This window comes from Enterobacter sp. PL1 (genome assembly GCF_945957325.1).
Lineage (GTDB): Bacteria > Pseudomonadota > Gammaproteobacteria > Enterobacterales > Enterobacteriaceae > Enterobacter > Enterobacter roggenkampii.
Window position 1 is genome coordinate 73,636 of the sequence record NZ_CAMFKT010000022.1, and the last position, 22,046, is coordinate 95,681.

The following is a 22,046-nucleotide window of genomic DNA, read 5'->3' on the forward strand; positions in this document are numbered from 1 at the left end:
GAATACCACCAAAGCGGTATCTTTATAAATTTCATATCTATATGAAATATAAGGTCATTTCAATTTCATCCTACAAAAGACCAGGCAAAATTTAACATCTCAGGTATTAAGGGGTAGAGCGCCCTGGAAAGCGATGGCGATCACAGTGTTGCCTGCGGATTTCCTGAGAAGAGCTTTCAGTATGTTGTAACTATTTTGACCCAAAAAAAACGCGGCCCGAAGGCCGCGTAAACGGATAATCACACTTACTTATTTTTTTTGGTATTACGGCCATATACCAGCCACGTAATCACAACGCAGGCGATATAGAAGATGAGGAAGACCTTCATTGCACCCGCCGGAGAGCCGGTCAGATCCAGTGAGATGCCGAACGCTTTCGGAATAAAGAAGCCGCCAATTGCGCCAATCGCAGAGATAAAGCCCAGTGCTGCAGCCGTATCCGTTGCCGCTTCACGCATCGCCTGCTCTTCGCTTCCGCCCTGCGCCTTCACGCGGTCCATCGTCAGCTTGCGGAAGATCACGGAGATCATCTGGAAGGTAGACGCACTCCCCAGCCCGGCCGTCAGGAACAGCACCATAAATACGCCGAAGAAGGCGATGAAGCTCCCGCCCTGTCCGTCAGCAGGCAGCGTCAGGAACAGCAGCGCACAGAAGACTGCCATCACGACGAAGTTAACCAGCGTCACGCGGGTCCCGCCCAGACGGTCGGATACCATGCCGCCCAGCGAACGCGCCAGGGCGCCAATAAACGGGCCGAAGAAGGCGAATTGCAGGATCTGCACGTCCGGGAACTGCGTTTTCGACAGCATCGCGAAGCCCGCCGAGAAGCCGATAAACGAACCGAAGGTTGCCAGATACAGCAGCGCCATCACCCAGAGGTGTCCACGCTTCAGCACCGGCAGCTGTTCGCTCAGCGACGCCTTCGACGCGGACAGGTCATTCATAAAGAACCAGGCTGCAAGGGTGAAGACCACGAGGAACGGCACCCAGATCCAGGCTGCGTTTTGCAGATAGAGGGAAGAACCATCCGCCTGCTCAACGCCACCGCCGCCAAAGGCTGCAAAAATGGAGACCGAGATCGCCAGGGGAGCGATCAGCTGCATCACGCTCACGCCCATATTGCCCAGACCGCCGTTAATCCCCAGCGCGCCGCCCTGCTTTGCTTTCGGGAAGAAGAAGCTGATGTTCGCCATGCTGGAGGCGAAGTTCGCCCCGGCAAAGCCGCACAGCAGGGAGATAATCACGAATACGCTGAACGGCGTGGAGGTATCCTGCACCGCGAAGCCAAGCCACACGCAGGGAACGATCATGATGCCCGTACTGAACGCCGTCCAGCGACGGCCGCCGAAGACCGGCACCATAAACGCGTAAGGGACGCGCAGCAGCGCGCCTGACAGCGACGGCAGCGCGGTCAGCATAAACAGCTGATCGGTTGTGAACGTAAACCCGACTTTGGGCAGGTTTACCGCCACCGCGCTAAACAACATCCAGACGCAAAACGCTAACAACAAGCACGGCACGGAAATCCACAGATTCCGGCTTGCTACACGATGGCCGCGCTGTTGCCAGAACGCCGGATCCTCTGGACGCCAGTCAGTAATAACGGCACCATTTTCCCTTTCGGGAGCGGATGAGTGACTCATAGACACCTCTGATTCTCGAATGATGCTGCAAACATTAGGGTTTTAGGGCGGCGGTAAGTTGATATAAATCAAAGGAAAAGTGGGAGGATTTGCGGCGTAAAATAAGGCCTCACCCTTAGTGAGTAGGCTAATTCGGTAAAAAAGACGTGGTTTTTCACGGCACTGACGGTTCCCTGCAGCGCCCACCTCTTTCCCCCTACTCCGTTGGCAATTTAGGGGTAATCCTTTATTGGTATGGGTATACTCCAGGGTATGCACCAGAATAGCGCCATTCCTGCAAGCAGGCCACGTCAGGAGCACGCCCACTCTATGTTAAAAAGATGCTTATCTCCGCTAACGCTCGTGAATCAGCTCGCCCTGATTGTTTTGCTGTCCACCGCCATCGGCGTGACCGGCATGGCGATCTCCGGCTGGCTGGTACAAGGGGTACAGGGTAATGCGCATGCCATCAACGAGGCAGGCTCGCTACGCATGCAGAGTTACCGTCTGCTGGCGGCGGTTCCGCTGACGCAGGACGATCGGCCTTTAATCGATGAAATGGAGCGCACGGCATTCAGCCCCGAGCTGGAAAATGCCGCCATCCGTGCCGGTCAGCAATCCCAGTTGAAAGCCCTTCAGGGGTACTGGCACACCCAGCTGCAGCCAGGCCTGAAACAGGCGCGCAGTACAGAAGCCGTTGCCCAGGACGTGGCGGGGTTTGTCTCCCGCATTGACGCGCTGGTCTCCGCGTTCGACCAGACGACCGAATTACGCATCGACCGGGTGGTGATGGTGCACCGGGCCATGGCGCTGTTTATGGGGCTGCTGCTGATCTTCACTATCGTCTGGCTCCGCGCGCGTCTGCTGAATCCCTGGAAACAGCTGCTGGCGATGGCCCGCGCGGTCACCGCACGCGATTTTACCCAGCGCACGCACATCAGCGGGCGCAACGAGATGGCCATGCTTGGCCAGGCGCTCAACACCATGTCAGCAGAGCTCTCCGAGAGCTACGCGGTGCTGGAGCAGCGCGTACAGGAAAAAACGGCCGGGCTGGAGCAGAAAAACGAGATCCTCTCTTTCCTCTGGCAGGCCAACCGTCGCTTGCACATGCAGGTGCCGCTATGTGAACGTCTCTCACCGGTGCTGAATGGCCTGCAAAAGCTGACCCTGCTGCGCGATCTGGAGCTGCGGGTCTACGATGTGGAAGACGAAGAGAACCACCAGGAATTTACCTGTCAGTCCGATATGTCCTGCGATGACAAAGGCTGCCATCTTTGCCCTCGCGGCCTGCCGCCGCTGACCTCCGGCGGCACGACCCTGAAGTGGCGCCTGACGGACAGCCACACTCAGTACGGCATTCTGCTGGCCACCCTGCCAACCGGACGCCACCTCAGCCACGACCAGCAGCAGCTGGTAGATACGCTGGTTGAACAGCTGACGGCCACGCTGGCGCTCGACAGGCATCAGGAAAAACAGCAGCAGCTGATCGTCATGGAAGAGCGCGCGACCATCGCCCGCGAGCTGCACGACTCCATCGCCCAGTCGCTTTCCTGTATGAAAATGCAGGTGAGCTGCCTGCAGATGCAGGATGCGGAGATGCCCGACAGCAGCAAGCAGCTGCTCAGCCAGATCCGCAACGAGCTGAACACCTCCTGGGTGCAGCTGCGCGAGCTGCTGACCACCTTCCGTCTGCAGCTGACCGAGCCGGGCCTGCGCCCGGCGCTGGAATCCAGCTGTCACGAATTTAGCGCCCGGCTGGGGTTCCCGGTGAAGCTGGATTACCAGCTGCCGCCGCGCTTTGTCCCCTCCCATCAGGCCATACATTTACTGCAGATCGCCCGCGAAGCGCTGAGCAACGTGCTTAAACACGCTGAAGCAACGGCGGTCACGGTCACCGTCAGCCAGCACGACAATCAGGTGAAACTGACGGTTCACGATAACGGCCGCGGCGTGCCGGAAAATGCCGAACGCACTAACCACTATGGTTTAATCATTATGCGAGACCGCGCCCAAAGCCTGCGCGGTGATTGCCAGGTTCGCCGGAGAGAGACGGGCGGCACGGAAGTTGTCGTCACCTTTATTCCCGAGAAACCGCTTACAACTGCTCAAGGAGATACCCATGACTAATCAGGAACCGGCATCCATCCTGTTGATCGACGACCATCCGATGCTGCGTACTGGCGTGAAACAGCTGGTCAGCATGGCGCCCGATATCACCGTGGTGGGCGAAGCCAGCAACGGCGAACAGGGCATTGAGCTTGCCGAATCCCTCGATCCCGATCTGATCCTGCTCGATCTGAATATGCCGGGCATGAACGGACTGGAGACCCTCGACAAGCTGCGGGAAAAATCGCTTTCCGGACGCATCGTCGTCTTTAGCGTGTCGAACCATGAAGAGGATGTGGTCACGGCGCTGAAGCGCGGGGCGGATGGCTATCTGCTGAAAGACATGGAGCCGGAAGATCTGCTTAAGGCGCTGCAGCAGGCGGCGGCGGGCGAGATGGTATTGAGCGAAGCCTTAACGCCGGTGCTGGCCGCCAGCCTGCGCGCCAACCGCGCCACCTCTGACCGTGACGTCAGCCAGCTCACGCCGCGCGAGCGCGACATCCTCAAGCTCATTGCCCAGGGCCTGCCGAACAAAATGATCGCTCGCCGCCTGGACATCACCGAAAGCACGGTCAAAGTGCACGTGAAGCATATGCTGAAGAAAATGAAGTTAAAATCTCGCGTTGAAGCCGCCGTGTGGGTGCATCAGGAACGCATTTTCTAAGGATTACTCCTCCGGCAGCAGCTTCCAGCGCGGGTCGTCATCAGGCAATGCGACCAGCGGCTGCACCACAGCAAGCGTGATCTCATTGGACGAGACGCGCTGGCCTTTCTCATCTTCTACCACCGCCGAGAGGTGCCAGCGGTTTGTCGCACCTTCCTGTTCATTCCAGGCAGGTATAATCACGCTCCAGCCGTCTGCGCTGTTACTTTTGGCCGGCGACGTCAGGCTCAATGCCTGCGTATCCCCCAGCCAGTGGATCTGACGGATGCCGTGCGTGCTGCGAACCTGCAGCTTCAGCATAACGGTCTCGCCCCCTTTCAGATCCCACGGCGGCGTGGCCAGCCAGACGGACAGCGTTTTACGCTGGCGGAACTCCATCACCGGCAGGCTAGTGCGCTCCGGTGAATCGTAGCGGCTGCCGCGCAGGGATCGCGTCGCGGCGACCTCATCGGCGGAAAGCTGCTTAGCCAGCGGCACGCCAAAGCGGTAGTTGAGCTTCAGCCCAAGGTTATTCTGGCTCTCGCCGCTTTCGCCCTGCTTGTGCCCGGCGGTCAACGTGACCAGCGGAACGGGGGTATAGTTAAGCCCCAGATTGACCGCAACCGGGTTGTGGTACCCGGTTCCACTGTTGAACAGGTCAACGTTATCGCCAAAGTACTGCTCAACGCTGACGCTGGTGTTCAGGTGATGAAACCACGGCAACCAGGCTTTAGCGGTCACGTCATATCCGCGCGCCATGCGCTGCTCCTGAACGTCAGATCGCGCGCGCCATCCGGCAAAGGGCTGATAGTAGTTCGCTGAGAGGCGCAGATTTTCCCCCCACGCTTCCGCGCCCAGCCCGGCACGCTGCAGGTTTTCATCGAGAAGATTATCGTAAAAGGTGTTGTAGCCCAGCAGCCATTTCCCGGCCACCCAGCGCTGGCCGATTCCGGCGTTACTGACCAGGCCATCCGTCTGCTGCGTCAGGCCAAGCTGGCTCCAGCTGAGGTAACGGTTAGTATCATTCCACGGGATAAACCAGCTCCCGCTGCTGCCGTTAAATTTGCCGTCATTATCCACCAGCACGTTCACGCTGGCGTTTCCCCAGGGCGACAGCCAGGACTCAATCTGCTGGTTCACTTCCCCGCTTACCGCGTCGCGCACCTGACCAAAGGCAAACTGACGCGCCTGCTCGCCGGTCGTCAGCCCGTTGTCGGTCATGCTGGCTTCACCGAAGGCTTTCGCCATTTCGGCGAGGTGTTTCTCCCCTTCGCCCGTTGGCGCCGCCAGGCCGAGATCGGGCAGACTATCCCCATTATTATCAAAGGGGTGCTGCGCCTGATGCATAAAGGAATTCGGCGCACCGTGAACGGCTCCGGCCGTAAGAAGGGGGAGTAAAAACAGCAAACGAATGCGGGACGATACAGCCATCAACGTCGTCAATAAGAACCTGTGTTTATGAATAAACTCTTATTATGTTAACGCGATAAGCCCTGAAATGCAGTTCTGGCGGACATTTCAGGATTATCCTGAAACAGCCCTTTCAGCTCCGGCACGCAGGAACCACAGTTCGTACCACAGCGCAGCTTCGCCCCCAGCGCGGTGACGGAATCACACCCTCCGGCAATCGCCTCCCGTATCGCCTCTTCCCCGACGCTGAAACAGCTGCAGATAATGCGTCCCGGATCCATCGCCTTCCCGACGCTCTGCCCGTTCAACAGGGCGTGGCGTTCTGCGGGCAGCACGGGGGGTGAATGAAAAGCGGCTTCAATCACCGTATGCGCCAGCGCCGGTAACGCGGTACCTTCCCAGAAACCCAGCATAAGCTGGCCTTCATGCCAGGCCAGCACGCTGCTGCGTTCACCGGTCTGCGCAACCTGCAGCTGCCAGCCCCGGCCGCTGGCGTGTTCCATTACCCACGACAGCAGCGGTTTATCGCACGCCACCGTCAGGCGTGAAGCTTTACGCCACCAGTAAACCGAAGAGGGCATTTCCAGCCCTTCGCGGGCATAGAGTTCTCCCTGCCAGACGGGCTGCCAGGGCTGGATTCTGACCGCGGTTTGTTTACTCTCCGGCTGGCCCGAAACCGGATCGCAGCGCCTTTCCACCAGCGCATTCACCTTCCCCTGGCGGGCAAACGCAGCGTTCCAGTGCATCGGGGCAAAAGCGTTCCCTTCACGCTGGGCGTCGCTGATGCGCACTCTTGCTACCATGACGCCGCGCGGCGAACTGATGCGCGCCAGCTGGCCGTCGCACAGGGAAAACCGAACGGCGTCTGCGGGGCAAACCTCAACAAAGGGTTCGGCGATATGCTGCATCAGCCTGGCCACATATCCTGTTCGCGTCATGGTATGCCACTGATCGCGGATGCGCCCCGAGTTGAGAATCAGCGGGTACAACGCGCTGACCGTCGCACCGTGCGACAGAGGGTTAACGGGAACAATGTTACGGCGCGGAAAATCCCCCCCAGGCCACTGCCAGGGCTCAAGCCGCTCCCACTCCTCACGGGTAAGCGTAGCCAGATCATGAAGGTTTAACGCCCGCGCGCCGTCATTTTCAAAGGCCGTCAGCGCCGCATGCTCGCAAAAAATCTGGTGGGGATGCAGCCAGGCAAAGGCGTCGCCGTGCCCCAGCCGTTTCGCCACCTGCGCGACGATCCACCAGTCCGGCTTTGCCTCACCGGGCGCGGGCAGAAACGCGCGCTGGCGCGAAATGCGTCGCTCGGAATTGGTTACCGTGCCGTCCTTCTCTCCCCATGCCAGCGCCGGAAAGCGAATATGGGCAAACCGGCTGGTGTCGGTATCATTCATCACCTCAGAGACAATGACCAGCGGGCAGCGCCCCAGCGCCTGACACACCGCGTGGCTGTCCGGCAGCGAGACGGCAGGATTGGTGCCCATGATCCACACTGCCTTCACCTCGCCGCGGGCAATGGCGTCAAACAGCTCCACCGCCATCAAGCCCGGCGTCTGCGCAAGCCGTTCCGTTCCCCAGAAACGCGCCACCCGCGAGAGATCGTCCGGCTCAAAGTTCATGTGCGCCGCCAGCTGATTTGCCAGCCCGCCCACTTCCCTTCCGCCCATGGCGTTTGGCTGTCCGGTCAGCGAAAACGGGCCGCAGCCCGGACGGTTAAATTTCCCGCTGGCAAGGTGCACGTTAATGATGGCGCTGCACTTGTCGCTGCCGCTGGAGGACTGGTTGATTCCCATGGTGTAGAGCGTGATGGCCCGGGGTGCCGTCATAAACCAGTCGTAAAAGGCGCCGATTTCCTGCGGCGAAAGGCCGCAAAACGCCGCCACGCGGGATATCGGCCACGCGTCCGTTCCCTGAATGACATTAAGCAGACCGACGAACAGCCCGGCGTCGCTGCCGGGAGTGAGCGCCAGATGCAGGTCAGCAATATCACAGGAGGCGGTTCTGCGCGGATCGATGACCACCACTTTCATCTCCGGATTGTTGTGCTTTGCCTGTACCAGGCGCTGATACAGCACCGGATGCGTCCAGGCCGCGTTTGAGCCCACCAGCACCACCAGATCGCTGTTTTCCACATCCTCGTAGCTGCACGGCACGACGTCTTCACCAAAGGCGCGCTTGTAGCCAACGACCGCCGATGACATGCAGAGCCGGGAGTTGGTATCAATGTTCGCCGCGCCGATAAACCCTTTCATCAGCTTATTGGCGGCGTAATAATCCTCGGTAAGCAATTGCCCGGACGCGTAAAACGCCACCGCCTGCGGCCCCCATTTGTCGATAATGTCCTGGAGGCGCTCGCCTGCCGCTCCCAGCGCCTGCGCCCAGGCCACCTCAGCACCGTCAACAACGGGGCGCAGCAATCGCCCCTGTAACCCCATTGTTTCCCCCAGGGCCGATCCTTTCACGCACAAGCGGCCAAAGTTCGCAGGATGGGTTTCATCCCCCCGAACGCTGACCGTTTCACCGTCCACGCGGGCGACCACGCCGCAGCCGACCCCGCAGTAGGGACACGTTGTCCGGATTTCTGTCATGAGGCCTCCGCACGCATTACCAGGGCATCATTACCGACCCACACCTTGCCGTTCTCAATTTTGACCGGCCAGGCGCGCACCGCGGGTTCGCCGTTCTCCACCTGACAGCCGTCGCGCAGGCGGATACGCTGCTTGTAGAGCGGGGAAATCACCACCGGCTCCCCCGCCGCATCGCCAAGAATGCCGCGGGAAAGCACGTTCGCGCTGCTGCCAGGCTCCCGATCGTCGAGGGCGTAAACGGTTTTGCCAAAGCGGAACAGCGCGATCGGCTTACGCCCAAGCCGCGCGCCAATGCCCGCCTGCTCGGGGATATCGTCGATGCCGCAGATTTCCTGCCAGCGCTTGCTTTCATCAGACGGCGCGACGTTCACCGCGGTGCGGAACAGCGCCTGACGGTTCGGATCGTTAAGCGTGGTCTGCCATTCGCACTGGTAGGTTTCCACCACCCGGGCCATCTCCTGCTCCAGCTCGTGGGCGATGCCCAGGCTGTCGTTGAGGATCACCTCCCGCAGGTAGTCGAGACCGCCTTCCAGGTTGTCCATCCAGGTGCTGGTGCGCTGCAGGCGATCCGCCGTGCGGATGTAGAACATCAGGAAACGGTCAACGGTGCGGATCAGCGTGTCATCATCGAGATCGCTGGCGAAGAGATCCGCGTGGCGCGGCTTCATCCCGCCGTTGCCGCACAGGTAGAGATTCCAGCCTTTGTCCGTGGCGATGACCCCCACGTCTTTACTCTGCGCCTCGGCGCATTCGCGGGTACACCCTGAGACCGCCATTTTGATTTTGTGCGGGGCGCGCAGGCCTTTGTAACGGTGCTCGAGCCTGACCGCGAGGCCGGTGGAGTCCTGCACGCCGTAGCGACACCAGGTCGACCCGACGCAGGATTTCACCGTGCGCAGGGATTTGCCGTAGGCGTGCCCGGTTTCAAATCCGGCTTCCACCAGCGCCTGCCAGATCTCCGGCAGCTGTTCGAGCGTGGCGCCAAACAGGTCGATACGCTGGCCGCCGGTGATTTTGCTGTACAGGCTGTAGCGTTTCGCAATCTGGCCGATGGCGATCAGCCCGTCGGCGGTCACTTCCCCCGCAGGCATGCGCGGCACGATGGAGTAAGTACCGTCCTTCTGGATATTGGCGAAGTAGCGGTCGTTGGTGTCCTGCAGCGGCAGGTGTGCCGGTTTCAGCAGATACTCGTTCCAGCAGGAGGCGAGCACTGACCCCACCAGTGGCTTACAAATTTCGCACCCGTGTCCCTGACCGTAGCGGCTAATGAGCTGGTCAAAGGTGCGGATATGGTTGACGCGCACGAGGTGGTAAATCTCCTGACGCGAGTACGGGAAGTGTTCGCAGATGTCCTTTTTCACCTCCACGCCCTGCGCCGCCAGCTGGAACTCCATCACCTGCTTCACCAGTGCGCTACATCCTCCGCAGCCGGTCGCCGCTTTGGTGCACTGCTTAATTGCGCCGATATCCGTTGCGCCCGCACTTACCGCCTGACAGATATCGCCTTTGCTGACGTTATGACACGAACAGATTTGTGCGCTTTCCGGCAGCGCTGCCACGCCGAGCGCTTTTGGCGCACTGCCTGACGACGCGGGTAATATCAGCGTTTCCGGCTCTTTTGGCAGGGCTATCCCGTTGAGCATCATCTGTACCAGCGCGGCGTATTCGCTGGCATCACCCACCAGCACGCCGCCGAGCAGCGTTTTGCCGTCGTAGCTGACCACGATTTTCTTGTAGATTTGCTGCGGGCCGTGCGTCCACTGGTAGCTCAGCGCCCCCGGCGTGCGGCCGTGAGCGTCGCCGAACGAGGCCACGTCCACGCCCAGCAGCTTGAGTTTGGTGCTCATATCCGCGCCGGCGAAGGTTTTCTCCTCTCCCGCCAGCGCGGCGGCGGCCACCCTCGCCATCTGGTAGCCGGGCGCAACCAGCCCGAAGATTTTCCCTTCCCACAGGGCGCATTCACCAATGGCCAGCACGTCCGGATCGGAGGTCTGACAGCGGTCGTCAATGCCGATCCCGCCGCGTTCGCCGATAGCCAGCCCGCTGCTGCGCGCCAGCGCGTCCTGCGGACGAATGCCTGCAGAAAAGACCACCATGTCTGTTTCAAGCTGTTCGCCATCGGCAAAGCGCAACACCAGCCCGCCGTCCGCGGCGGCGATCTCCGTCGTTGCTTTACTGGTATGCACACCGACGCCAAGCGCCTCGATTTTCTTGCGCAGCATCGCCGCGCCGTCGTTGTCGAGCTGGACCGCCATCAGATTGGGCGCAAACTCCACCACGTGAGTTTCCAGCCCGAGCTGCTTCAGGGCATTCGCCGCCTCCAGCCCCAGCAGCCCGCCGCCAATCACGACACCGCGGCGTGAGCCCGCCGCATGCGCCGCAATCTTGTCCAGATCGTCAAGGGTGCGGTAGACAAAACAGCCCGGCAAATCGTTGCCCGGCACGGGCGGCACGAACGGGTATGAGCCGGTCGCCAGCACCAGTTTATCCCAGTGGGTCTCATGCCCGCTGGCGCTACGCACCACGCGCGCGTCGCGATCGATAGCGACAATCTGCTGCGACAGGCGCAGCTCAATGCCGTTGTCGGCAAAGAAATCCCCCTCCACCAGCGAAAGCGACGCCGCGCTGCGGCCGCCAAAATATTCCGACAGATGCACGCGGTCGTAGGCAGCATAGCGCTCCTCGCCAAAGACAACGATCTGATATTGCTGATGCAGATTGCGGTTAACGCAGTCTTCGAGAAAATGATGGCCGACCATACCGTGCCCAACCACCACCAGAGTAGGTTTTGTCATAGCGTTCTGTCCTGCAACCTGCGGTTGCGTAGTAAAACGATCGAACAGCCAGTCCGCGTGCGCGGGCGCAGCCGTTGCCAGTAAATCGGTAAATGTTGCCGCGCTGCGGCAGTCCCCCATCAGCAGCACGCCAGCCAGCGCCCCCTGATGGATCAGTAAACGACGATAGTGACGGGTCAGCGGATCCCATGCGCTCCAGACCACATCGTCCTCCTGCTCTGCCGCGCGACCGAGGCTGAACAGCTCCACGCCGGTCACCTTGAGGCGCATGCCGTTGTCGGTCAGAACAAACGGCGCGGTGACGTCTCCGGCCAGCCGGGCGGCGAGGATATCCGCCTGCGCCAGACAGGGGGCGACCAGGCCAAACGTCTGGCCGTCAATTTCACAGCACTCGCCAATGGCGTAGACGTCCGGCGCGGAGGTTTGCATCTGGTGATCCACCACGATGCCGCGCGCGCAGCGAATGCCGCTGGCCTGCGCCAGCACGACGTTGGGCTGCACGCCCGTCGCCAGCACCACGCGCGGGGCGGTGACGCTGCGTCCGTTCAGCAGCGTCACGCTATTCCCGTCAATCGCCGCGATGCCTGAGGCGAGCTCACAGCGCACGCCCCGCGCTGCCAGCGCCTCTTCCACCAGCACGCCCGCCTTCTCATCCAGCTGCTGCTCCATCAGCCACGGACCGCGATGAACAAGGGTGACGTTGTCCCCTGAGCGCGCCAGCGCTGCCGCCGTCTCAACCCCGAGCACGCCGCCGCCCAGCACTACCGCCGGACCGGCGATCGCCCGAATGGCCCGGATATCCTCCAGGGTACGGAACGTGAAGACATGCGGCGCATTGCAGCCAGGAATTGGCGGAACAAAGGGCGTTGATCCGGTGGCAAACACCAGCGCATCCCAGCCCAGCGTGCGGGCGGTGGTTTGCACTTCCCGCGTGTCCACATTCACGGCGAGCGCCTTTTCGCCCCGCAGCACCGTCACGCCCCGTTCCTGGTACCAGTCGTCATTCTGAAGACAGATGCCCGCCGCCGTTTTTTCACCGCCCAGCACCGGCGAAAGCTGGATGCGGTTATAGGCATGCTCCGGCTCGTCACCGATGACGGTAATAGTGAAACGATCGGCAGCACGCCCGGTGAGCGAGGCAATCAGCCGCGTGGCCGCCATGCCATTTCCGATAATGACCAGTCGCATCAAAGCCCCCTCGCTACGCCGCTTTCGGCTGCTTTTCATAGAGGAAATGCAGGATCTGCTGGCGCATGTGGTGATAGCGGCTGTCGTCGGCCAGCTGCACCCGGTTACGCGGGCGCGGCAGGTCAACGTGCAGGATCTCCCCGACGGTCGCCGCCGGGCCGTTGGTCATCATCAGCACGCGATCGGAGAGCAGCACCGCCTCGTCCACGTCGTGGGTAATCAGCACGATGGTGGTGTTCAGCGCCTGCTGGATCTGCATCACCGAGTCCTGCAGATGGGCGCGCGTCAGCGCATCCAGCGCGCCGAAGGGTTCATCCATCAGCAGGACTTTCGGCTTCATCGCCAGCGCGCGGGCAATCCCGACGCGCTGCTTCATGCCGCCGGAGATCTCCCCCGGGCGCTTGTGCAGGGCGTGCCCCATCTGCACGCGGTCGAGGTTGTGCTCAATCCACTCCCGGCGCTCCGCCTTGCTCATGCTGTGGCGAAACACGTGATCTACCGCCAGGGCCACGTTGTCGAAGCAGGTGAGCCACGGCAGCAGCGAATGGTTCTGGAATACCACCGCGCGCTCCGGACCCGGCCCGGCAATTTCACGGTTGTCGCAAATCAGCCCGCCTTCCGTCGGCAGCGTGATCCCAGCGATAAGGTTAAGCAGCGTCGATTTACCGCAGCCGGAGTGCCCAATCAGGCTGACGGTTTCGCCCTCATGGATATCAAAGGAGACGTTCTGCAGCGCCAGAAATTCGCCGCTGGCGGTGGAAAAACGCTGGCTCACGGCCTGGACCTGGATTAATGGTTTCATGTTCGCTCCTTATTTTTCCTGCCAGCTAAAGCGACGGGCGATCAGCATCAGCCCCTGCTCCAGCAGCAGCCCGACCACGCCAATGATGACGATGGCGATGAGAATGTTTTCGACGTTGAGGTTGTTCCACTCGTTCCAGATCCAAAAACCGATCCCTAAACCGCCGGTCAGCATCTCGGCGGCGACAATCACCAGCCAGGCGATGCCGATGGAGAGGCGCACCCCGGTCAGCACCGCGGGCAGCACCGCCGGGAAGAGAATGCGGCGCATGATGGTCCACTCGGAAAGCTGCAGCACCCGGGCCACGTTGAGGTAGTCCTGCGGAATGCGGCGCACGCCTTCGGCGGTGTTGATCACCATCGGCCAGATGGAGCAGATAAAAATGGTCCAGCTCGACGCGGGCTCCGCTTTCTGGAACAGCAGCAGGCCGATGGGCAGCCAGGCCAGCGGGCTAACCGGGCGTAACAGCGCGATCAGCGGGCCGAACATGCGCGAAAAAAAGGTGAAGCGGCCAATCAGGAAACCGAGCGGGATCCCGGCGAACGCGGCCAGGCCAAAGCCCACCGCCACGCGCTGTAATGAGGCGAGCACGTTCCAGCCGATGCCCATGTCGTTTGGCCCGTCGCGATAAAACGGATCGCCAAACAGGGTAATAGCGGAATCGAGCGTGCTGAGCGGCGTCGGGAAACCTTTGCTGTTAATCGCCGCCAGCTGCCAGAGCACCACCAGCAGTCCCAGCCCCAGAAAAGCCGGAATGATGCGCTGAAGGATCGCGTTAATCCGACGCGCAAACGTCGGCGTACGGCGGCGAACCTGCACCGGAGGCAGGACAATCACCTCTCCACTCTCCGGCGTCTCGTGTGATTTTGTCTTTTGCAGATGCTGCATAATCAGGCCCCTTTACGGTGAATGGCGAAACGGCTGGCGTATCCTTCCGGGTCGGTACCGTTCCAGACGGTGCCGTCCATCAATGTGCTGCTGCGTAGTGGTGAAGTCGGTGTGGTAATGCCCCCCACCGCCGTGGCGGCATCCTGCCAGACCGCCGTCTGGTTAATGCGTTGTGCGATGCCCGCATAGTCCGGGGCGGCTTTGAGCAAGCCCCAGCGGCGGAACTGGGTTAAGAACCACATGCCGTCGGAGAGATACGGGTAGCTGACGGCCCCCTCGTTGAAGAAGCGGATCGGGTGCGCGTCCTGCCAGCGCTGGCCCAGGCCGTTGTCGTACTCGCCGAGCATGCGTCCGGTGAGATACTGCTCTTTGCAGTTGAGCCACGCCCGGCGGGAAAGGATCTGTGCGGTTTCGCGTTTGTTTTCCGGGGAGGCCTCAATCCAGCGCGCCGCCTCCAGCACTGCGCTCACCAGCGCCCGGGCGGAGTGCGGGTTTTTCTCCACCCAGTCGCGACGCGTCCCAAGGATTTTTTCCGGATGGTCGGCCCAGACAGACTGCGACGTGGCGGCGGTAAAACCGATGCGGTCGTTGATGGCACGCGCGTTCCACGGCTCGCCGACGCAAAAGCCGACCATGTTGCCAATGCGCATGTTCATCACCATCTGCGGCGGCGGCACCACCACCGTGCGCACGTCGTCAAAGGGGTGAATGCCCGCGCTGGCCAGCCAGTAGTAGAGCCACATGGCGTGCGTCCCGGTCGGGAAGGTGTGCGCGAAGGTATAGGTGCCAGGCGCCTGCTGCCCAATCCGCTTTTTCAGCCCGTCAAGGTCATGAACGCCCTTCTCTGCCAGATCGCTGGAGAGCGTAATCGCCTGACCGTTCTGGTTGAGGGTCATCAGGTTAGCCATCTGCTGTGGCTTGCCGGCGATGCCCAGCTCCAGTCCGTACAGCAGGCCGTAGAGAATGTGCGCGGCGTCGAGTTCGCCCGCCACCAGCTTGTCGCGCACCGCCGCCCAGCTCGCCTCTTTGGTGGGCACGATGGTAATACCGTATTTTTTATCAAACCCTTTCAGCGCCGCGATAACCACCGGGGCACAGTCGGTCAGCGGGATAAACCCGATGCGCACTGTTTCCTGCTCCGGTTTATCCGAGCCTGCCGCCCATGCGGCCTGCATGACACCCGGCAACAGCATTGCACCACTCGCCAGCATGCTGGCCTGCAAAAAACGCCGTCTCGACAAATCCGCCATGACCACTCCTGAAAAAAAACCAAAAAAAAGCGCCCACGGTGCCGAAGCACCAGTGGACGCCTTTATCCCGAAGACGGATGCACCGCCGTTGGCGCATCGTCAAAAATGGTTAATCTGATAATGCAAAGTGAATGCCAGGTTTTAACACACTGTTTCTTGCGGCGCTTACCGTTATTCACTCGCCTTTACGCACCGCAAACAGGCATAAAATGCCCACCGACCGTGCAGCTACTCCTTTGGTGTTACCTGCCATACACTCTTCACCATGAGCAGCGCGCGGGCGATATCCACCATCCTTTGGTTCTTGTCCATCGCCATTTTGCGCAGCGCCGTCCAGGCCTGTTCCTCACTCATATTCTGGTGGGTCATCAGCACGCTCTTCGCTTTATCAATGATTTTGCGCTCTTCAAGCGTATCGCGCAGCGACGCAAGCTGACGTGAGAGCTGCTCTATCTCGCGCGCCTGCTGGCGAACCAGGGTAAGCAACGGTTTTTCCGGATAGCGAATCGGCGGGTAATCCTGTTCATCGCCGGGGGGCGCGTAATCATCGTCACGGTGAATGCATTCGTCCACCGCGACCATCAGATCGACGATGATCGTCTCCTCCAGCGTGCGCAGATGCTCAAGGCGCGCGGTTTGCAGAGCAAACCAGGCCAGCGCGGTAAGGCCGTTATCGGCGGCGGGCTGGCGGGTACAGGCCACGCGCCGGAGCTGCTCCGTTTCACGATCGGGCTGACAGTGCATTGAAAAGGTGGTCTGAACGTCAGCGGAGCTGTGTGAGAGGAAGATCTCAAAGCAGGCCTGCTGCCCGTCAATGCGGTCAACCAGCCTCTGACGAGTCACATCATCGAAAAAACCCTGCGTGAAGCCAATCGCCCCCAGCGCCCGCTCCTGTCCCGCCAGCTCTTTGCCCTGCATCAGGCTATAAAGCGCGACAAAACGTCCTGCGATTTGCGGATCGTCAATGCTGTCATTAAGCTGCGGCACGATACTGAGCAGATGGCGAAGCATGCGGGAGTAGTGTTCCATCGCCTGGGGTGCCGTTACCGTCTGCTGAATCACACCGTCACGCAGCGCGGGAAGCGTCTCCAGGCTCAGGAGCGCGCCGCCGATGCGTTCACAGACGGCACTTCCCGGAATCGGCGACTGTGTTTCAAGAATGGCGTAAAGGGCTGCGAGGTTTTCATCCACCAGCGCCCGGCTGGCTTTGCATTCGGGAGCGTACAGCTTGCCCTGTGAGCAGAGCCAGACGTTGGACGCCCCGCGCTCGCACTGTAACATATGCACCAGTTGGCTAATGCCGTGCACAAGCACGCCCAGCTGTGCCAGCTTGCTGAACTGCTCCTGGCGCATCATCTTTGCGCGCGTGAGCCATTCGGCAGCGCCTGGCGAAATGCCTGCCATTAATGTCATGCTTACTCTCCCGGACAGCGAAACTCCGGAGAATTAAGCAATATTCGTGCCTTTATAAGAACAGGAGTCAACATGCAGAAGATTGTGATCGTCGCCAACGGTGCGGCCTACGGCAGCGAATCCCTTTTCAACAGCCTGCGCCTGGCGATCGCGCTACGTGAAAAAGAGAGCGATCTGGCGTTACGCCTCTTTTTAATGTCGGACGCCGTCACCGCCGGGCTGAAGGGACAAAAGCCGGCCGAGGGCTATAACATTCAGCAGATGCTGGAGATCCTGACCGCACAAAACGTGCCGGTGAAGCTGTGCAAAACCTGCACCGACGGGCGCGGCATGACCGGACTGCCGCTGATTGATGGCGTAGAAATTGGTACGCTGGTTGAACTGGCCGAGTGGACGCTGTCCGCTGATAAAGTATTAACTTTTTAATAATAAACCCGTAAAAATATTATTTTCTTATGGACGCGGTTTCAGCATCAAGTTTACCTGCGGGGTTGCCGATAGGCATGGAAACAACACAGCAGGTATTTCACTTATGTTCAGATCGATTCGTGCACGCATCATCGCGGCGACGGCAGGCTGTCTGGTCGTCGCCCTTCTCCTCAACACCGTTATTAACTTCCAGGTCACACGCCAGGATAACCAGCAGTCCCAGCGCGATATTCTGACCAGCACCAGCGCCAGCCATAACATGGCGATTGCCGACTGGGTAAAAAGCAAGATGACGGTGATCGCCTCTGCCCAGACCATTGCGCTGAGTGACGACCCGGTTCCGGTGTTTAAACAGCTTGCGCAGGCGGGTGGATTCACCAACGTTTATGTCGGCTACGCCAGCAAAACGGCGAAATTCTCTGAGCCCGCGGGCGTACCTGCGGATTATGACCCGACCATTCGCCCGTGGTATCAGCAGGTGGTCAGCACGGACGGCCCGGTCGTCACCGCGCCTTACGTTGATGCCGGTACCGGTAAACTGGTGGTGACCTTCGCCGTGCCGGTGAAAGAGAATGGCGCCCTGAAAGCGGTGGTGGCGGGCGATGTGGCCATGGACAGCGTGGTGGCGAACGTGCGCGGGATCCATCCAACTCCGTCCAGCAGCGGCTTGCTTCTGAACAGTGTCGGCAGCGTGATTGCGGCTAACGATCCGGCTCTGACGCTTAAACCGTTTGCTGAGACCATCAAGGGCATCAATTTTGCTGCGCTGAAAAGCGGTAACCTTGTCGACGGTACGCTGAACGACGTCGAAAAAACCTTCGTGGCAACCGCCGTGCCGGGCACAAACTGGCTGCTGGTCGTCGCCCTCGACAACGGTGATGCCACCTCCGGCATGCGTTCCCTGCTTAAAGCCTCGGCGATTTCGCTGGTGATCCTGGCGCTGCTAAGCGCGGCCATTGTTCACCTCCTGATTGCCCGTCTGCTGAAGCGCCTGTCGGACATTCGCGACGCGATGCACAACATTGCCAACGGGACTAACGACCTGTCGCAGCGTCTGCCTGACAGCGGTGAGGACGAGGTGGCGCAGATTGCCCAGGCCTTTAACGCCTTCAGCGATAAGCTGTCGGTGGTGATGGTGCAGCTCCGTGATGCCAGCGAGTCGGTGAAAAACGCCGCTCAGGAGATTGCGGCGGGTAACCAGGATCTCTCCGGACGTACCGAGCAGGCGGCGTCCAGCCTGCGCGAGACGGCCAGCGCCGTGGAGCAGATCACCGCCTCCGTGACGCAGTCGAACGAGTCGGCGGCAGAAGCGAACGACCAGGCGAGCAAGGCCTCCGCGGCCGCGGCGCGCGGCGGCGAGGTGGTATCCCAGGCGATCAGCACCATGCAGTCCATCGAAGTCGCGTCGGCTAAAATTGGCGATATCACCAGCGTGATTGACGGCATCGCATTCCAGACCAACATTCTGGCGCTGAACGCCTCCGTCGAGGCGGCCCGTGCCGGCGAGCAGGGGCGCGGGTTTGCCGTGGTGGCGGGCGAAGTGCGTAACCTGGCGAGCCGCAGCGCCCAGGCGGCGAAAGAGATTAAATCGCTGATTGATTCCACCACCGACAGCGTGGCCACCGGCTCCCGCTACGTGCATCTGGCCGGGGAAAGCATGGACGAGATCCGCTCCAGCATCGGCAGCGTCTCCGGCATCATGCGCGAAATCTCCATCGCCACCAGCGAGCAGATGAAGGGTATTCACGAGATCAACCACGCGGTGACCCATCTCGACCGCATGGTCCAGCAGAACGCCGAGCTGGTCGTGCAATCCGCCGCTGCCGCGGGCGCCCTGCAGAGCCAGGCAGGCGACCTTGCTGAAACCGCCGGCCATTTCCGCATTTAATTTTCTACTGGCGCGCGTTTAGCGGGTAAAACGCGCGTCAGCTGAAATTTTGAGGAATTTTGTCATTTTTGTTTAATCGTTATGCCATTTTTTGATCAAAATCAGCATCCCTCCCCCTCCCCTTTGGTGTTATGCCATGAGTGAATTGTGAACAACATCACGCTCGGATATGGCAGCAGGGAGAGCGTTGTTTAAGACTACGGGGTAAAAAATGGCACTGGTAAAAACAAGTTTGAAACTGTTTGGCGGGGATACGGTAGTGGTGCGTTGCTCAGAGCGCTGCCGTATTCATCTGATGAGTGCGAAAGCACAAAAACAATCCCAGGCGGATATTCTCACCGTGCAGGATGATAACGCCTGGCTTACCGTGCCGTATACCGGCACCTGGGATGTGCTGATCGATAGCCACAGCCAGTCTCTGGAGCATTCTGTCAGTTACGTAGCAGCTTAAATTATGCGCCCGGCGAGCCGGGCGTATTATCAGGCAAAACCCGGTCGCAGCGTGCCGTTGAGCGGGTTTCCTTCCAGCAGCGCCTTCACCTTCACCACCAGCTCATTCAGACAATCGTCCTTCATGCCGAGGCGGGTCAGCTCCTGATCGAGAGAGAAGAGATACTGCGCGTTGGTACCCAGCGGCCCGCTGGCGGCGGCAATTAACGGGGCAATCACCTGCGTGCGGGTGTCCGCTTCATACAGCGGATGGCGCGGGTCCATAATAAACACCAGCGCATTGACGGTGCGTCCGTCGTCAAGATCCAGCTTGCACCAGCTCGGCATGTAGCAGCCGGTGATCATCTCACGCTTCCAGAGCAGCGTAAGCTCCTCTTCCAGGGTGGCATCCGGGAGGCGATACGCCACGCCCGTGGTGCGTCCGCCCTCTTTCAGTGCAAGCATACGCCCGGGCTGGCACGCGCTGCCGCGTCCGGCCGTCAGGCGCAGGCAAAATGCGCGATGCCAGCCGGGCAACGTGCCCGTTGCCGATTCGACAAATTCGAGCGCCGGGTTCCACATCAGGGAGCCGTAGCCAAAAATCCATACCGGGCCATCATCCGGGCGGCAGGCAAGCGTGGCAGCGAGCGACGCCGCACGTTGTTCAGCTGACCAGAGAAGCGATTCCTCAATAGCACCAAATGCCGTCTTACAATCTGCCTTCATTAAGAAATCACGCGTTAACACTTTCCACCTCCGCCACTGCATGCTTCCTTGCGACATCTGTAATTCGCCTTCCCGGCCTTAGGTGCTGGTCATTTTGCCAGCAGTTGAATAACGATAAGCAATTAGCGGACCAGTTGCAATACAACGGCAGTTCAACCGCCTGAAAAGTCAAAATGAAGGCAGCGAATTATTTCAGGGCTATTTCTTTTTATGCCATTTATCGTCGTCTCCTTTTTCATATTCATGTTTTACGGCGGCCCAGGCGACTTTGTGTGCCGTCTCTTCACGGCTGGCATCATCCCGGCGATCGTCTTTATCTTTGTACTGATCCCAGGCACTGTTAAACGCCTCTTTGTAGATATCCTGCGCGTGAGCGGGCAGCACGTTTTGCACATTATCGGGTAATTCGCGTTTCGTTTTATAAGGCATCACTCACCTCTCTTTTGGTTAAAGAGATAAGTGTGGACGACGATATGGCAGCGTGCCACCCACACTTCATTTATGAATGATCGAAAATATTAACTTATTGTTATTTAACAAATATTCTGAGAATATGGTGAATTACAGGAATCAGGCCTGATAATTATTAAAAAAGGTAAAATTAGGTAAAAAATAAAGGGCATTTAACAGAGATCTGTTAATTTAATGACCTCAAAAATCTATCTATAATTACAAGCACCTGCATTGATGGAGAAGCACATGACAGCAACACACGAGGCGGTAAAGACCCGCCACAAGGAGACGTCTCTCATTTTCCCGGTTCTGGCACTGGCTGTGCTGCTCTTCTGGGGAAGCAGTCAGTCACTGCCAGTGGTGGTTGGTATCAATATTCTTGCCCTGGTCGGTATCTTAACCAGCGCCTTTAGCGTCGTTCGCCATGCGGACGTATTGGCCCACCGTCTGGGCGAACCCTACGGTTCGTTAATTCTCAGCCTTTCCGTCGTTATTCTCGAAGTCAGCCTGATTTCCGCGCTCATGGCGACAGGCGATGCCGCGCCGACGCTGATGCGCGACACGCTCTACTCGATCATTATGATTGTGACGGGCGGCCTGGTAGGCTTCTCTCTGCTGCTGGGCGGGCGTAAATTCGCGACCCAGTATATGAACCTGTTCGGCATTAAACAGTATCTGATTGCCCTCTTCCCGCTGGCGATTATCGTGCTGGTCTTCCCGATGGCGCTGCCGGGTGCCAACTTCTCCACCGGTCAGGCGCTGCTGGTTGCGCTGATTTCCGCAGCCATGTACGGCGTGTTTCTGTTGATTCAGACCAAAACGCACCAGAGCCTGTTCGTGTATGAGCATGAAGACGACAGCGACGACGATGACCCGCACCACGGTAAGCCGTCGGCCCACAGCAGCGCGTGGCATACGGTTTGGCTGATCGTGCATCTGATTGCGGTGATTGCCGTCACCAAGATGAACGCCAATCCGCTGGAAACGCTGTTAACCGAACTGAACGCTCCGGTCGCGTTTACCGGTTTCCTGGTGGCGCTACTGATCCTGTCCCCGGAAGGGCTGGGGGCGCTGAAAGCCGTCTTAAACAATCAGGTGCAGCGCGCCATGAACCTGTTCTTCGGCTCCGTGCTGGCGACCATTTCACTCACCGTGCCGGTGGTGACGCTGATTGCCTTTATGACCGGTAACGAACTGCAGTTCGCGCTGGGCGCGCCAGAAATGATTGTGATGGTAGCCTCGTTGCTGCTGTGCCAGATTTCGTTCTCAACCGGACGCACCAACGTGCTGAACGGGGCGGCGCATATGGCGCTGTTTGTGGCTTACTTGATGACAATTTTTGCGTAGCCTTTTTGCCCAGCGGCGCTTCGCTTGCAGGGCCTACGGGTTTTGTAGGCCGGGTAAGCAAAG

Annotated in this window: 16 protein-coding genes; 6 read left to right on the forward strand and 10 right to left on the reverse strand. The window is 59.6% G+C overall.

Annotated elements, in window-relative coordinates; translation table 11 throughout:
- Positions 1–245: 245 nt before the first annotated feature.
- Positions 246–1,643, reverse strand: coding sequence for a NarK family nitrate/nitrite MFS transporter (locus N6P30_RS18635; protein ID WP_021240343.1), 1,398 nt, complete (start codon positions 1,641–1,643; stop codon positions 246–248).
- Positions 1,644–1,952: 309 nt separating this feature from the next.
- On the opposite strand from N6P30_RS18635, the gene narX reads away from it, so the two are divergent.
- Positions 1,953–3,749: a nitrate/nitrite two-component system sensor histidine kinase NarX gene (narX, locus tag N6P30_RS18640; protein WP_023292223.1), complete on the forward strand. Its 1,797-nt coding sequence runs from the start codon at positions 1,953–1,955 to the stop codon at positions 3,747–3,749.
- A complete protein-coding gene (gene narL / locus N6P30_RS18645; protein ID WP_008499531.1) occupies positions 3,742–4,392 on the forward strand; it encodes a two-component system response regulator NarL in 651 nt (216 codons plus the stop codon). Before narX ends, narL begins: the two co-directional genes overlap by 8 nt.
- Positions 4,393–4,395: 3 nt before the next feature.
- On the opposite strand, the gene N6P30_RS18650 is transcribed toward narL, so the two are convergent.
- From N6P30_RS18650 to nasR, 7 genes are all read right to left on the reverse strand, one after another.
- Entirely contained in the window at positions 4,396–5,802 is a 1,407-nt protein-coding gene (locus N6P30_RS18650; RefSeq protein WP_023292222.1) for a YchO/YchP family invasin, read from the reverse strand.
- Positions 5,803–5,849: 47 nt separating this feature from the next.
- On the reverse strand, positions 5,850–8,375 hold the full coding sequence (locus N6P30_RS18655; RefSeq protein WP_023292221.1) for a nitrate reductase: 2,526 nt from the start codon (positions 8,373–8,375) through the stop codon (positions 5,850–5,852).
- Positions 8,372–12,358 carry a nitrite reductase large subunit NirB gene (nirB, locus tag N6P30_RS18660; protein WP_023292220.1) on the reverse strand — a complete coding sequence of 1,329 codons (3,987 nt, stop codon included), beginning with the start codon at positions 12,356–12,358 and terminating at the stop codon, positions 8,372–8,374. The genes N6P30_RS18655 and nirB overlap by 4 nt, the downstream gene beginning before the upstream one ends.
- Positions 12,359–12,371: 13 nt before the next feature.
- The gene (locus tag N6P30_RS18665) at positions 12,372–13,160 is read right to left on the reverse strand and encodes an ABC transporter ATP-binding protein (RefSeq protein ID WP_021240347.1); all 789 of its coding nucleotides are present in this window, start codon (positions 13,158–13,160) and stop codon (positions 12,372–12,374) included.
- 9 nt (positions 13,161–13,169) lie between these two features.
- Positions 13,170–14,048 (reverse strand): nitrate ABC transporter permease, encoded by an 879-nt coding sequence (gene ntrB / locus N6P30_RS18670; protein WP_260629964.1) that lies wholly within the window; start codon positions 14,046–14,048, stop codon positions 13,170–13,172.
- A gap of 2 nt (positions 14,049–14,050) precedes the next feature.
- Positions 14,051–15,298, reverse strand: a complete 1,248-nt coding sequence (locus tag N6P30_RS18675) for a CmpA/NrtA family ABC transporter substrate-binding protein (RefSeq protein ID WP_023292219.1) — start codon at positions 15,296–15,298, stop codon at positions 14,051–14,053.
- Between the two features lie 228 nt (positions 15,299–15,526).
- Positions 15,527–16,711, reverse strand: coding sequence for a nitrate regulatory protein NasR (nasR, locus tag N6P30_RS18680; RefSeq protein WP_023292218.1), 1,185 nt, complete (start codon positions 16,709–16,711; stop codon positions 15,527–15,529).
- 72 nt (positions 16,712–16,783) lie between these two features.
- Here nasR and N6P30_RS18685 point away from each other — a divergent pair, with 72 nt between their 5' ends.
- The 3 genes from N6P30_RS18685 (at position 16,784) to N6P30_RS18695 (ending at position 19,479) form a co-directional block, all read left to right on the forward strand.
- Entirely contained in the window at positions 16,784–17,137 is a 354-nt protein-coding gene (locus N6P30_RS18685; protein ID WP_023292217.1) for a DsrE/DsrF/TusD sulfur relay family protein, read from the forward strand.
- 106 nt (positions 17,138–17,243) lie between these two features.
- Positions 17,244–19,028: a methyl-accepting chemotaxis protein gene (locus N6P30_RS18690; RefSeq protein ID WP_260629965.1), complete on the forward strand. Its 1,785-nt coding sequence runs from the start codon at positions 17,244–17,246 to the stop codon at positions 19,026–19,028.
- 211 nt (positions 19,029–19,239) lie between these two features.
- Complete coding sequence (locus N6P30_RS18695) at positions 19,240–19,479, forward strand: DUF1883 domain-containing protein (protein WP_008499520.1); 240 nt, start codon at positions 19,240–19,242, stop codon at positions 19,477–19,479.
- Between the two features lie 29 nt (positions 19,480–19,508).
- Here the strand turns inward: N6P30_RS18695 and N6P30_RS18700 are convergent, their stop codons facing one another.
- Both N6P30_RS18700 and chaB read right to left on the reverse strand, forming a co-directional pair.
- Positions 19,509–20,204, reverse strand: a complete 696-nt coding sequence (locus N6P30_RS18700) for a gamma-glutamylcyclotransferase (protein WP_023292215.1) — start codon at positions 20,202–20,204, stop codon at positions 19,509–19,511.
- A 177-nt stretch (positions 20,205–20,381) separates the two neighbouring features.
- Positions 20,382–20,612, reverse strand: coding sequence for a putative cation transport regulator ChaB (chaB, locus tag N6P30_RS18705; RefSeq protein WP_008499518.1), 231 nt, complete (start codon positions 20,610–20,612; stop codon positions 20,382–20,384).
- 270 nt (positions 20,613–20,882) lie between these two features.
- Here chaB and chaA point away from each other — a divergent pair, with 270 nt between their 5' ends.
- Complete coding sequence (gene chaA / locus N6P30_RS18710) at positions 20,883–21,983, forward strand: sodium-potassium/proton antiporter ChaA (protein ID WP_008499517.1); 1,101 nt, start codon at positions 20,883–20,885, stop codon at positions 21,981–21,983.
- Positions 21,984–22,046: the final 63 nt, after the last annotated feature.